Source organism: Pontibacter sp. HSC-36F09, assembly GCF_024171605.1.
GTDB lineage: Bacteria > Bacteroidota > Bacteroidia > Cytophagales > Hymenobacteraceae > Pontibacter.
The window spans coordinates 1,032,110-1,045,313 of the sequence record NZ_JALKAA010000001.1; the positions used below are offsets into that span (position 1 = coordinate 1,032,110).

Annotated in this window: 10 protein-coding genes; 4 read left to right on the forward strand and 6 right to left on the reverse strand. The window is 52.7% G+C overall.

Features of this window, described 5'->3' with window-relative positions:
- Positions 1-215: 215 nt before the first annotated feature.
- From L1278_RS04795 to L1278_RS04805, 3 genes are read left to right on the forward strand one after another with little or no spacing between them, the layout of a single operon-like run.
- Positions 216-1,031 (forward strand): N-formylglutamate amidohydrolase, encoded by an 816-nt coding sequence (locus L1278_RS04795; protein WP_253401438.1) that lies wholly within the window; start codon positions 216-218, stop codon positions 1,029-1,031.
- Positions 1,028-2,884, forward strand: coding sequence for a flavohemoglobin expression-modulating QEGLA motif protein (locus L1278_RS04800; RefSeq protein ID WP_253401440.1), 1,857 nt, complete (start codon positions 1,028-1,030; stop codon positions 2,882-2,884). The genes L1278_RS04795 and L1278_RS04800 overlap by 4 nt, the downstream gene beginning before the upstream one ends.
- Positions 2,885-2,909: 25 nt before the next feature.
- Positions 2,910-3,959, forward strand: coding sequence for a glutathione synthetase (locus L1278_RS04805; RefSeq protein WP_253401442.1), 1,050 nt, complete (start codon positions 2,910-2,912; stop codon positions 3,957-3,959).
- A gap of 614 nt (positions 3,960-4,573) precedes the next feature.
- On the opposite strand, the gene L1278_RS04810 is transcribed toward L1278_RS04805, so the two are convergent.
- The 3 genes from L1278_RS04810 to L1278_RS04820 form a co-directional block, all read right to left on the reverse strand.
- The gene (locus L1278_RS04810) at positions 4,574-5,026 is read right to left on the reverse strand and encodes a hypothetical protein (protein WP_253401444.1); all 453 of its coding nucleotides are present in this window, start codon (positions 5,024-5,026) and stop codon (positions 4,574-4,576) included.
- Between the two features lie 27 nt (positions 5,027-5,053).
- Positions 5,054-5,965 carry a hypothetical protein gene (locus L1278_RS04815; protein WP_253401446.1) on the reverse strand — a complete coding sequence of 304 codons (912 nt, stop codon included), beginning with the start codon at positions 5,963-5,965 and terminating at the stop codon, positions 5,054-5,056.
- Between the two features lie 108 nt (positions 5,966-6,073).
- Positions 6,074-6,907, reverse strand: coding sequence for an energy transducer TonB (locus L1278_RS04820; protein ID WP_253401448.1), 834 nt, complete (start codon positions 6,905-6,907; stop codon positions 6,074-6,076).
- A 139-nt stretch (positions 6,908-7,046) separates the two neighbouring features.
- On the opposite strand from L1278_RS04820, the gene L1278_RS04825 reads away from it, so the two are divergent.
- Complete coding sequence (locus L1278_RS04825; protein WP_253401450.1) at positions 7,047-8,897, forward strand: ABC transporter ATP-binding protein; 1,851 nt, start codon at positions 7,047-7,049, stop codon at positions 8,895-8,897.
- A 154-nt stretch (positions 8,898-9,051) separates the two neighbouring features.
- Here L1278_RS04825 and L1278_RS04830 read toward each other — a convergent pair whose 3' ends face one another.
- From L1278_RS04830 to L1278_RS04840, 3 genes are all read right to left on the reverse strand, one after another.
- A complete protein-coding gene (locus tag L1278_RS04830) occupies positions 9,052-10,470 on the reverse strand; it encodes an FAD/NAD(P)-binding protein (RefSeq protein WP_253401452.1) in 1,419 nt (472 codons plus the stop codon).
- Between the two features lie 251 nt (positions 10,471-10,721).
- Positions 10,722-12,500, reverse strand: a complete 1,779-nt coding sequence (locus L1278_RS04835) for an SLC13 family permease (protein WP_253401454.1) — start codon at positions 12,498-12,500, stop codon at positions 10,722-10,724.
- A 186-nt stretch (positions 12,501-12,686) separates the two neighbouring features.
- On the reverse strand, positions 12,687-13,124 hold the full coding sequence (locus tag L1278_RS04840) for a hypothetical protein (RefSeq protein ID WP_253401456.1): 438 nt from the start codon (positions 13,122-13,124) through the stop codon (positions 12,687-12,689).
- Positions 13,125-13,204: the final 80 nt, after the last annotated feature.

Sequence of the window (13,204 nt, forward strand, 5' to 3'; positions counted from 1 at the left end):
TGGTGAAACAATTGGTATATAGCTATACTTTATAGTATCTAATTTTGTTCTGGACTTTTAAATCTATTTATTTCCAACGAATCTACAAACTATTCCGCGTTAAGCTTTCGATCAACACTATAAACTGTTTGTGATTGAATATCAAGGTTTAAACAAACATGCCTGTTAAATAACCTTAGGTATAAATATCGGGTAAAAGTTTTCAAAAAGATTTTATGCCTGACCCTACACAAGCAAAACCATATTATACCATCACGACAGGCCAAAGCCCTCTTATCGCCACAGCCATACACGACGGCCATGCCGTCCGCAACAACATCAGCTCCCTTTTTTCGCTGTCATCAGATGAGCGGCTACGCGAGGAAGACCCTTTCACGGCGGGTTGGGTAAGTATAACCGACAACCAGGTAATAGGTTTGAACTCCCGCTTCGAAATGGACCTGAACCGTCCGCGCGAGAAAGCCATCTACCGCAAACCCGAAGACGCCTGGGGCCTCACCGTCTGGAAAGAAAAACTAACGGAGGAACTGGCGCAGGAATCACTGGCCCGTTACGACCAGTTTTATGCCAACGTAAAAAAGATGCTGCAAAGTATAGTGGACCGCCACGGCTGCTTTGTGGTGTACGATCTGCATACCTACAACCACCGCCGCGACGGCGCTGACGGTCCCGAAGCCAGCCCCCAGGAAAACCCCGAGGTGAACCTTGGCACCGGCAACATGAACCGCCAACTCTGGGCGCCCGTAGTCGATGCCTTTACCCAAAGGCTGCAAGCGTACGATTACCAAGGCCGCCACCTCGATGTGCGCGAGAATGTCAAATTCGAGGGTGGTCACTTCATGCGCTGGATTCACGATACCTTCCCGGACCGCGCCTGCGTCATCTCCATCGAGTTCAAAAAATTTTTTATGGATGAATGGACGGGCAAACCCGACGAGGCCCAGCTGCAGGAAATCAGGAAAGCGCTGCAGAACACGATAGCACCAGTACTGGCAGCGCGCGAACAGGTATGCAAAACCCTCTCGCCATGATTGATACCATCTCTGATATCTTCATAAAAAGCATTGTCCGGAGTTTGAAGCGTGGCCGGCAGGTGCGCAGAAGATTACCTGAGGGAGGCCTGCTGCACATCGACAGGCCGCTGCCCTTTCTGGTGCTTTACCGCCACCCAGCAGGCCAGCCCGATCATGCCACCGCCGACTTCGTGAAGGCCGAGGCTGCCTACATCATTGCCCGTGAGGAGCAAACGCCCGAGCTGCGGCAACTGATAGGTGAAATAGCCAAGGCCATGGCTGACGAGTTTGGGGCTTTTATGGTGCTCGAGCTCTTTGCCGCTCCGGACACTAGCCCACCCGACAGCCCGACTTTTCGAGTGTTGGGCCCTGAGGAGGCACTGCCCGCCACCATTCGCACGCTTAAGAACGAACTAGCCAGCATCAAGATCAGCAACCTGCCGGTTACGGTGACCACGGCTTCCAACCAGGCCTTGCTGGAGGGACCTAGGAGCCTGATGAGCGAAGAAGAACTGAAAAAGCACAGCACACTCATGCTCGGGCTCGAGCTGAAGCCTATTTACCGCCAGGCCGGCACCGGGCAGGTATACCCCTTGCTGCAGCGCACGCTTCGCAGTTATGTTTCGAGCGCCATCAAAAAGGCCGTGTTCGATTTTGTGCGCGTGCAGACCACCCATCATCCCAAGCATTTCCAGGCGCTGGGCCGGCAGGCTGTGGTGCCCGCTGTCTGGCGCATAGACAAACAGCTTACGGCCATCAGCGATCAGTTCCGGTTTCTGTTGCTCGTCACGCCCATTAATGCTGCTGAGGCTTGGGAGGAGTTCCGCATAACTAAGTTCAGGCAGGCACCCAACTTCCACTACCGCCTCATGCCCATGGATGCCGACCTGCTCAAGCGCAAGCTCTACAACATTCCCATCGAGAAGGTGGAAGACCCAACACTGGCCTATCTGTTCCGGGACAAACGCAACGAGCTCGACAAGACCCTGAGTATGCTGGCCAACCGCAACACGCCGCACTTTCTGTACAGCAGTATGCAGCTGTTTGGTGGTGTAGATGAGCAATTGCTGAAAGTGGCGGAAGGTATACTGGCCGCTATACCGGAGCCTGCCCGCGAAAAAGACGTGCCGCTTATACCTGTAGACGAGTTTGCTGCCCTGGCCGAGCGTGAAATCGCTTTTCTGAAGAGCCAATACCCGCCGCTCGACTCGGGGGTGGACATCCGCAAAGACATTGTCGGGCTGATTGTCTCAAAAGGCAGGCTCAACATTGGCACCGATGCCAAAATACCCCGGCACCGCGCCGAAGCGCTGATTCAACACGAGGTGGGCACGCACATTCTCACCTATTTCAATGGCAAGGCCCAGCCACTGCAGCAGCTGTATGTGGGCGCGCCGGGCTACGAGGAATTGCAGGAAGGGCTGGCCGTGCTGAGCGAGTACCTGGTGGGTGGCCTCGACCAGGACCGGCTGCGCATACTGGCTGCCCGCGTGGTGGCCGTGCACCACCTTGTCAAAGGCTGCAGCTTTACCGACAACTTCTGCCGGCTGAAAGACGAGTATAAGTTTGATGATGAAACGGCCTTTAACGTGACCATGCGCGTGCACCGGGGCGGCGGGCTCACCAAAGACGCCGTATACCTGCGCGGGCTCGTGCACCTCCTGCACTACCTCAAAGAAGGAAATGATTTGGAGCCACTTCTGATCGGGAAGATTCGGCAGGAGTACATTCCCATTGTGCAGGAACTCATCTACCGGCGGGTGCTGCGACCCGTGCCTATCCGGCCACGCTACCTCACTGATCCGGCCGTGCAACCCAAACTAGAAAAACTAAAAACGGGGATATCAGTATTTAACCTACTGGAAAATTAATCCCAACAAATACTGATATATAGACATGACAATAGGATTCGTAGTAAACGACGTAAAAACAGAAAAGCCCGAACACACCACTATCTTTCTGGCGCAACGCATGCACAATTTGGGGCATACGGTGCTGCTAATGGGAGTGGGTGACCTGGCTTATTATCCCGATGGCTACATGGGCGCCACGGCCACTTTTGCTGACTCCAAGCAAAAGTATAAATCCCCGGCCACCTTTCTGGAAGCCATACAAGGGCCCAAGGCTAAGCAGGCCCGCGTAACAGCTCCGGAAATAGATGTGCTGATGCTTCGCAACGACCCTTCGTCAGAAGGCGAAGGCCGTGGCTGGGCGCAGAACGCGGGCATTATCTTCGGTCAGTTGGCACAGCGCCACGGCGTGATCGTGCTCAACGACCCGACTTCGCTCTCCGATGCCGTGAACAAGATGTATTTCCAGCACTTTCCGGAAGCGGTGCGCCCCCGCACGCTCATCACCCGCGACAAGGAGGAGATAAAGGAGTTCTTTAACGAGCAAAAGAACAACATCATCCTGAAGCCACTGCAGGGCTCGGGTGGCTCGGGCGTTTTTATGGTGAAAAAGGACGATGCGACCAACCTCAACCAGATCGTAGAGGCCATCAGCCGCGACGGCTACGTGATTGCGCAGGAATACCTGCCACAGGCCGTTGAAGGAGATACACGCCTCTTTGTGGTGAATGGCGAGGCCTTGCAGTACAAAGGCAAGTATTGCGCCATGCACCGCGTAAACAGCAAAGACGACATCCGCAGCAACATACATGCCGGAGGCACCGCTGTAGCCGCTAAAATCAGCCAGACTGCCCTGGACCTGGTGGAACTGGTGCGCCCAAAGCTTATTCAGGATGGCATGTTCATGGTGGGCCTTGACATTGTGGGTGACAAGCTGATGGAGATAAACGTGTTCAGCCCGGGCGGGATGCCAACTGCCAGCAACCTGGAGGGAGTGGACTTCTCTATACCTGTTATCGAAGCGCTGGAACGCAAGGTACACTATAAAAAGACCTATGGCACGCAGATCGATAATAAAACAGTGGCGATGATCTAAGCCTGATTTTAAAAGTTAAAAAGGCAGTCGGAAGTGCGTTTAGATTCAGCACATTTCCGACTGCCTTTTTTATGGGTCAGGTATAGCAAGTCATCCTTGGCAACGCGAAACACTTATTGCTTATCTACCAGGTATAGCGCTCAAGAAATTTCTACCAAAGACTAAATAGCCTGTGAGAAAAGACAAATGAACGAGCTAATGGAGGAAGTGAAATAAAATTATTGTCCTGAGGATCAGATATATACGGAAAGTACAAAAAAATTTATCTATGCTGCTTTGCTTTATAAAAACAAAACTATAATTTTGCACCCGAATTGAGAGAGACACATAACCGGAAGGCTAATATGTGGAGCAATTACCAAAGACGCAAATCTCACAATGATTTTTTTGAATTTTATTAGCTATGTACAGCATAGCTTTAAAAAAGTGATATAAAATCTGCTCCGGCAGGTACAAAGATAAGGTTAGTTAAAGTTTAGATTAGTTTGTTTTAAGGTGAGAGAAGGCCCCGGTCATTTTGACGGGGCTTTTCTCATTTCAGGGCTTTTCTGAATCGTATTTTCCTGAAACCTGATATTTAGAGAAACCCGCCACTTTCTTCTTTAAGAAATAGGTCAGGCATACAGTAGATAGGCAGTCCCCAGCGTAATAGGTATAGCGGTCAGGAGCAGTTTCAGCACCAGACCCGGTGAAGGGGTACCCGCTCCCCACGGCAGCTTCGTTTTAAATACGTAGCGAAGGCTGGTTAATAAGGTGACCAGGGCTATCAGGCCCACCGCCAGGTGGGTAATGGCAATGACCGTATCGAAGGAAGAACTCTCCGCTATGATACGCTCGGCGGTGCGCAGGTTCCAGTAAACGAGCAGCAACAGACAAGGCAGGGACACCAGCGCACCCAACCGCATACTGAACAAAGTGAGCCACGAAGCGAAGGCAAAAAGCGGAACTGCCGCCATCAAGCCCATTTTCCGGTCAAAGAGCGCTTCATCGCCTGCCAGGTCGGTATAGAGCAGGATCAGGAGGGCGTGGGCAAAGCCCGTTAGGAAAAGCAGCAGGTAGCGCGTCATAGGCTACTATACTGCAGAACCGGGGTTCTAGATTTCCTCCAGGGTATAATAGGTATAGGTACTTCGCAAAAGTGGTTGTTTTTCGGGCAGGTTCGTGTTGTATACCTGCACTTCGTATGCCTGCCCCGCTTCGTTGTAGTGGTATACCTCCTCTATGTAAGGCTTGCCGCTTCGTAAAATGGTGCGCTGGCTTAGCCTGCCTGCCTCGTCATACACAAAGTTTATCTCCTCCGAGGCACCCCTCACATTTCTGATCCGGATTTGCTTCAGCCGCCTGGCTGTGTCGTAGTCGTACTCCATGCGCTTTTGCAGCATGCCGTCTCGGTGCAGTTCCCGCTCTACTACAAAGCTCTCCTGCATGCGGTGCGACCAGCCCGGCCCACGCTCCTGCAGGTAGCGCATGGTATAACTGCCAATGTAGTTGCTGTAAATGAATGCCGCGTTCTCCCGCAGTTCCTCTTTTGCCTTCAGCTCTCCATCCGGCCAGTAGGCCAGGCTGATCAAAGGCTGGAAAGCGCCTGTCGTGGGGTCGTACATTTCGACCTGCTGGCTTTTGGGCAATAGGTTGGTGTCCAGGTATTTCTTATACTTAATGGCGACTCCCGTGAGCGCACTCCAAGTGTTGGTGGTATACACATCGGATACAACGTTCTTTTCCTGTATGACTACTGCATCGGCACCGTAGGCCCTGGCTTTGTCCTGCAGGTTTTTGATCATGTATGCGTAAGGCACGTTCTCTCCACCCCTTGTCTCAAGCGCTGCCAGTTTAATATACTCTTCCCGGGGCCACTCTCCTGCAAAAAATACTTCTATTTCATAACCATGAGGTTGTGCAGGAACTTTGGTCAGCCGTTCGTCCGCTTCAGGGTGTAATGACGGGGAGCAGGCGCTTAGCGAAACGGCCCCCGCCAGTAGCATGAACAGTACAGTTTTTTTCATAGGTCTTTACTTAATGTTTGACCTAATATGGCTCAAACTTCGTGCTATATTTTGCCCGGACGGCCTTGAAGTAATAAAATATAGTAAAAAGCTATATTGAGGTGTTTTTTAATGCAGTGAAAACCGCAACGGTAAGGTATAGCGCACCGGCACGGGCTCACCCTCCTGCAGACCGGGCTTCCAAGTGGGCATGTCCTTTACGACACGGAGCCCCTCGGCGTCGGCGTCGGCATGAAAGCCCTTGATCACTTCGGGGTTGCTGATGCGGCCGCCTTTATCCACTACAAAAGAAATGAATACCATCCCTTGTGCTTTATCTTTTCGAGTTGTTTTCGGATACCGCACGTTTGTAGCAAGCCACTGCAGCATGCGCCTCTCCCCTCCCGGAAACTCGGGCATCACTTCCATCGGAAGGTACTTAATTTCTACTCCGGCCTCGTCGTATACCTTACCGGCAATCATTTTCCCTTTACTGTATACTTCCGTTCTCCGCAGCTTACCCGATTCGTAGAAGGCATTGAGCGTGTCTATTGGCATGTTGCGGAAATACCTGCGACTTACTTTAGGCTTGCCACTCTCATACCATGTTTTGTAATTGCCGGTCAAGCTATCGTTATGGAAGATCTGCTCCATTTTCAGTTGGCCGTTCTCATGCCATTCATAGCTGGGACCGTGCTGTATACCGTAGCCATACTTGCCGCCGTCAATATCCTGATAAGTAGTGAGGCTTACCTTAGCGTTGGTGCCCACTTTAAACTTGGTCCGGGTTCCACCGCCAAGCGAGTCTTCTTTAGCCACAATGAAATAAGCCGCCTCAGCAGGACTCACTTCCTTCCCGTACTCGCTAACGTATTTCACCGTTATATTTAGGTTCTGTGTCTGCGCGCTATGCCCTGTAAAGAGCAGAGCTATACCTATCAGAATAGCGTAAATTTGTTTCATCCTCTAAAAATAAGCACAATTCTGAATATAGGGTATAGCCATAATAAATATCCTACAGCTTTTGTTAAGATTCGGGGCGCCGGGTAAAACATAAGCCCGTTATTTCGGTATAGGTATAGGTTTCAGGTATAAATAAACGATGAATAGACCAAGCAAAGGGGCCCGTGGGGCGAAAGGGACAGATGATAAGAAGAGCTTCCGCGAGCAGGTGGGCGCCCTGAAAAACCTACCCAAATTCTTCCGCCTGATCTGGAACACGAGCCCGAGTATGACCATCGGGAACGTGCTGCTGCGCCTTGTCAAGTCGGCTATACCTTTGGCAATGCTGTATGTGGGCAAACTGATCATCGACGAGGTGATCGGGCTGATTGACGTGACGGGGGAGCGTGACCTGAGTTTTCTTTGGATACTGGTGGCGGCAGAACTGGGACTGGCCATTCTCTCGGATATCTTCAACCGGGGCATAACGCTGCTCGACAGTCTGCTGGGCGATCTTTTTTCCAACAATACCTCGGTGCAGCTCATTGAACATGCCGCCCGGCTGGACCTGGCGCAGTTCGAGGATGCTACTTTCTACGACAAACTGGAGCGGGCCCGAAGACAGACAATTACGCGCGTGGTGCTGATGTCGCAGGTGCTCTCGCAGCTGCAGGATATGGTCACGATTGCTTTTCTGGCGGTTGGTCTGATTGCCTTTAATCCGTGGCTCATCCTGATTTTGTTGGTAGCGGTTATACCTTCTTTTCTGGGCGAGACGCACTTCAACGAGCGCACCTACTCCCTTTCCCGCTCCTGGACGCCCGAGCGTCGCGAACTCGACTACCTGCGCTACATCGGCGCCTCCGACGAAACAGCTAAAGAGATCAAAACCTTTAACCTGTCAGGCTTTCTGGCCACCCGCTTCAAAGAACTCTCGGACCGCTACTATAACTTAAACAAAAGCCTGATCGTGCGGCGGGCCGTGTGGGGAAGCGCCCTCTCCTCTTTGGGAACGCTGGCTTATTATGGCGCCTACATTTTTATACTAGCCCAGACCGTGGCCGGTGCCATCACGGTGGGTACGCTCACTTTCTTGGCGGGCTCGTTCAGCAACATGCGGGGCTTGCTGCAGGGCATCATGACCCGCTTTTCGCAAATTGCCGAGAGCGCGCTATACCTACAGGATCTTTTTGATTTCCTGGAACTGAAGCCGCAAATCACCCCGCCTGTCAATCCGCTTTCTATACCTCGTCCCATCCAACAGGGCTTTACTTTTGAGAATGTCGGCTTTAAGTACCATAACAGCGAAAAATGGGCGGTGCGGCACCTCTCCTTCCATTTGCAGGCTGGCGAAAAACTGGCTTTGGTGGGCGAGAACGGTGCCGGCAAAACCACGCTGGTCAAGCTGCTGGCCCGTTTGTACGAACCCACTGAAGGCCGCATCCTGCTCGATGGTGTGGACCTGCGCGAGTACGACCTCAACGATCTGCGCCACCAGGTCGGCATCATCTTTCAGGATTATGTGCGCTTCCAGATGACGGCCTCCGACAACATTGCCATCGGGCAGATCAGCAATATCGCTGACCGCGACCGCATACAGGGCTCCGCACAGAAAAGCCTGGCAGACCCGGTGATACAGCGCCTGCCGGATGGCTATGAACAGGTGCTCGGCAAGCGTTTTAACAAGGGCGTGGAACTGTCGGGAGGGGAATGGCAGAAGGTGGCGCTGGCCCGGGCCTACATGCGCGACGCGCAACTGCTCATCCTCGACGAACCCACCTCGGCACTTGATGCCCGCGCCGAGCACGAGGTTTTCCTGCGGTTCTCGGAGCTCATTGCCGGTAAAACCGCCGTGCTTATCTCCCACCGCTTTTCCACGGTGCGCATGGCCGATCGCATTTTGTTCCTGGAGCAGGGGCAACTGAAAGAACTTGGCTCGCATGAAGAATTGTTGGCCAAGAACGGCAAGTATGCCGAGTTGTTTGCGCTGCAGGCGAAAGGATATTTGTAAACTTGCCAGATTGGAGAATCGAGTGTGCGCATTCCTTACTTTGTGGAATCTTCATCCTCCGCCATAAAATGCCAAACCAGTAGCACACAGGCCAGACTCAGTACTGCCAGCAAGATCAGGAACAGGTCTTCTCCCATGGTCGGTTATTATCAAATCAGCTTTTTTCGGCGATTTCCAGCGTGGCCTTGCCCTTGCGAATCAATCTGTAGGCGAGCGCTTTTGCCTGCTGCCTTATCTCACGCAGCGCAGTCGATTCGTACAGCATTCCTTTCCTGGGAGGCCCAAGCGTGAACAGGCCGCGCACGGGTTTGCCTTCTGTATCGATTAGCTTGCCGCCCGGTGTCGTTTTAAGCCCAAGGTATAACATATCAGGTTGCGCCATACCGTCTGCCAGCAACTGCTGAACTAAGGGTGCTTTTACCTGGGTGTAGTCGCACTGCGGGCCTGTGCAGTTGATGACCCTACCTACCTCAATTTCTTCTGTTGCCTTGTGATGCCTCCTCCTGATGGTAACGCGCGCTCCATTCTCCGTCTCGTGCATATCTACGACAGCGGTGGCTATTACCTCCAATTGCCCTTTTTCCTGTAGTTCCTGCAGCAGGCCGGCTGAGGAGGCAGGCATCCGGTGGGGGTGCACTTCCCAGTATGGCCGGATGTGGCGCAGAAAAGTCTTTTTCTCTTTCAAAGGCAAAGTTTGCCAAAGGACAGGTATATCATCGCGCAGCGCATCCATTACACTTCGCCAGGTATAGCCCTCCGCTTCGGCCCGCTTTATCTCCTCCCGAATGAATCGGAATAAACTCAAAGCAGATGAATACGCCACTGCTGGAATCGCCAGGTTGGGGTATGGCCGTGTGCTGACATCAAAAGGTTGCGGCAGCAGCCCGTGGCGCGATACTACGTATACCTTGCCTCTGTGGCCTTGTGCCTGCAGGCTGCCCACCAAGTCTACCATGGTCAGGCTGGAACCAATCAGTAAGAGCGGGTCCTGCTGTTGCAGACCACTCAGCCCTTTGGCCGACCAGGGCGAGGCGACATAGCGTTGGCTTTTGTAGAAGCTTTTGTTAGGTATAGGCAACGGCGCCGGCGGGAAGTTGCCAACGGCCAGCACTACTTTGTTGGCGCTTAACGTGCACTGGTTACTGCAACTAACAACAAAACCACGACCCTGCCTCGATACGGACAGTGCCTCTTCATACACCCGCACAAACGAAACGCCCTGAGCCGCACCAGCCTCCGCCTCCTGCAAGCGCGCTTTCAAGTAATCGCCGAAAACAGTGCGTGGGATGAAGTCGGTTGCCCGAACCGGCAGGGAAATTTGCCTTTTATAGAGATAAGCGTGCTCCGTCAGCCAGTTAAAAAAATCGAGGGGTTCATCTGCAAAAAGGCTCATGGCAGAAGCGGGCACATTGAGCGGCTGAAACGGCAACTGACTTGAGTAGGCAACCCCGCGATGCATTCTATACCTGTCAGGCTCGATCAGATAAATCGTAGTGCCCGACGCAGCGTTCTTCAGCAAATGGATAGCCGTTAGCGTACCGCTCAGCCCTGCTCCTATTATAGCGATTGTCATGGTGGGTATAGCTAAGGTATAGACTTCTTTATATGTGCCGGAATAGTGGGCTGGTGCTTGCCGTCTGCGGGTAAGCGTGTCAGTTGCCTGTATCTGCAACGGTCTCAAAACAACATTCTGATTTTACGGCAATCCTAAGGCTGAGTTGGTAAGTTCCGTTTCTTAAAAGCGTTGGTTTTGAGCTGATTGTACCAAAGCCTATACCTTCGTCCATTGAAAAGCAGAGCCCAGGCTGTCCCACGTGGAACAATTTAGAACGGGAAGAAGAAAGGGATGATAAACGAGGCCACCAGCCACAATAGTATGTTGAGCGGTGTGCCCACGCGCAGGTAGTCCACAAATCTGTAATTGCCCGGACCGTAAATCATGGTATTCGTCTGATAGCCCATGGGTGTCATAAAGCTGAGCGAGGCCGCATAGGTCACTGCTACCAGAAAAGGCCGCACGCTCACGCCCATCTCTTTGGCTGCCACAATGGCAATGGGCGCCAGCAGGGCCGCCGTGGCGTTGTTGGACATGAAGTTGGTGGTCATGAAGGTGATGAAAAAGAAAGCCGATAAAAGCGCATGGGGCCCGTAGCTGCCTATCGACTCCACTAAAACGCCTGAGAGTAGGATCGCCGCACCTGATTTTTCGAGCGCTGTACCCATCGAGAGCACACCCGCCAGCATAAAGATCACTTTCCACTCAATGGATTTGTAGAGTTCGTCGAGGCGAATGGACTTGGTGAGCACCAGCAGCAGCACACCTACCAAAGAGCTGAGTACGATGTGTGCCAGCCCTGTAGCCGCCGTAATCACTACACCTGCCCCTATTATCAGTACAGGTATAATTTTACTATAGTCGTAGTGGCTGCGCTCTGTTTCGGAGATGAGCAGAATGTCCTCGTTGCTGCGCAGGTCCAGCGCCTGGTTTTTGTCAGCTGAGATCAGGAGCACGTCGCCGGCCGAGAGGTGGGTATGGGTGAGCTTTTCGTGGAGAATCTCGTCGCGGTGGCGGATGGCAACCACGGTGGCCCCGTGGTTGTAGGCCCTGAAGTCGAGCTCTTTCAAGGACTTACCTACCATGTAGGAGTTGGGCGTTACGATGGCCTCGAAGAGCTTGGTGGTGGCGCTGTTCAGGTCCTCATCCTTGAGTTTCCGCTCCGACTTCAGTTTGATGCCCTTCTCCTCCTTCATTTTCTTGAGTTTCTCTACATCGCAGCGCACTTTCAGTACATCGCCTGCCCGCAACATGGTATAGGGCGTGGCGTTGAGTTTATACTTGTCGCGGGTCACCTGCAGCACGTCTATGTCGAGGTTTTGCACCAGGCGGGAGCTTCTGAGCGGCATACCTACTGAGGGGGAGTTGGGCAACAGCACGATCTCGGTCAGGTAATCGCCCATGTTAAAGTCCTCGGTCAGGTCCTCGGCCACCTTTCGGTCAGGTAGCAGAAAGCGGCCGGCGAACACCATGTAGAGCACCCCGGTTATCATAAAAAAAACTCCTGCCGACGTGAGTTCGAACATGCCTATGGGTGGTTCGCCCTGCGCCTCGGCAATGCCGCTTACCAGTATGTTGGTTGAGGTGCCAATCAGGGTACAAACTCCACCCAGCAGCGCTCCGAAGGAGAGCGGCATCAGTAGCTTGGTAGGGCTAATTCGGGTATCGCGGGCCACCTGTATCACCATCGGCATGAGGAGGGCCACCACTGCGGTGTCGTTGACAAAAGCGGACAGTAGGCCAGCCACCAGCATAACCGCCAGCAAACAGAGCAGGTTGTTTTTACGCCCTATCCGGGTGAGCAGCACCCCCACATTGCTCAGGGACCCCGACTTAAAAATGGCTGAGCTGATGATGAACATGCAGGCGACTGTGATGGTGGCAGGATTGCTGAAACCGGCCAGGCCCTCGGCGGGCGTGAGGATGCCGAGCATCATGAAGAGGGTCATGACAAGTATGGCCGTCGTGTCGATGGAGAGCTTCTCGCTGACGAAAAGCACCACAGCCACCGCTATCACAGATAGAACCACGCCAATCTCGTATGTCATGCTCGATGTTTAGGTATGGAACCGACTTCGTATGCCGCCGGTCAGAGGGTATAGCGTTGCCGCAGTAAAGGGGCGAAATAATTGGTAACTCTAACTGCGTTTGTGGCCAAACAGTTACAAAAGATGGGAATTAGCAAACAGGAAAATAAAGATATTCATGATAAGAAAGCTGCGGCTAGCCAGGCGTTACGCCATTGTTTTGTCCAGCCAATGTTGAGCCGCTTCGCAGGTTTCAAAATGCTGGGAAGGCAACTCTATCTTCTTGATACTGTCTGCTACCTGCAGACTGGCTATTCTGTCAAGCGGCATCACATTGGCAATTCTGCTCAGTCCGGCCGCTTTCATTTTGCGCTGCGACTCTTCGTGCAGGTCGTTGAGTTGCTGCGGATGGGTAATCATGGTTCGCATGTCGATGAGAAGCGTGAACCCCGGCGAAACCAGTTGCAGCGCCTTGTCCCAATCTTTCAGAAAGTCAGGTACGCTGTCCGTGTTTTTCCAAAAGCCCAGTATGCTGAAGTATAATCTGTTCCGGATTCCGTCGTAGCCGATTTCGTAACAAGCGTTGCGGACAACATTTTGTTGGGGTGGTATAGAAGGGTCGGTGTTTAGGGTTTTGCTGTCCATAGGGGCTTAGGTATAGGATACGCAACCGAGCAGCAAATGCATGATACCTATTCAAGTATGAATAGGCTAATAAGAGGTAA

Bases quoted from the DNA above. Each gene is read 5' to 3' on its own strand.
- L1278_RS04825 (WP_253401450.1), top strand. From the start codon at position 7,047: ATGAATAGACCAAGCAAAGGGGCCCGTGGGGCGAAAGGGACAGATGAT.
- L1278_RS04795 (WP_253401438.1), top strand. From the start codon at position 216: ATGCCTGACCCTACACAAGCAAAACCATATTATACCATCACGACAGGC.
- L1278_RS04830 (WP_253401452.1), bottom strand. From the start codon at position 10,470: ATGACAATCGCTATAATAGGAGCAGGGCTGAGCGGTACGCTAACGGCT.
- L1278_RS04835 (WP_253401454.1), bottom strand. From the start codon at position 12,500: ATGACATACGAGATTGGCGTGGTTCTATCTGTGATAGCGGTGGCTGTG.
- L1278_RS04840 (WP_253401456.1), bottom strand. From the start codon at position 13,124: ATGGACAGCAAAACCCTAAACACCGACCCTTCTATACCACCCCAACAA.
- L1278_RS04820 (WP_253401448.1), bottom strand. From the start codon at position 6,907: ATGAAACAAATTTACGCTATTCTGATAGGTATAGCTCTGCTCTTTACA.
- L1278_RS04810 (WP_253401444.1), bottom strand. From the start codon at position 5,026: ATGACGCGCTACCTGCTGCTTTTCCTAACGGGCTTTGCCCACGCCCTC.
- L1278_RS04805 (WP_253401442.1), top strand. From the start codon at position 2,910: ATGACAATAGGATTCGTAGTAAACGACGTAAAAACAGAAAAGCCCGAA.
- L1278_RS04815 (WP_253401446.1), bottom strand. From the start codon at position 5,965: ATGAAAAAAACTGTACTGTTCATGCTACTGGCGGGGGCCGTTTCGCTA.
- L1278_RS04800 (WP_253401440.1), top strand. From the start codon at position 1,028: ATGATTGATACCATCTCTGATATCTTCATAAAAAGCATTGTCCGGAGT.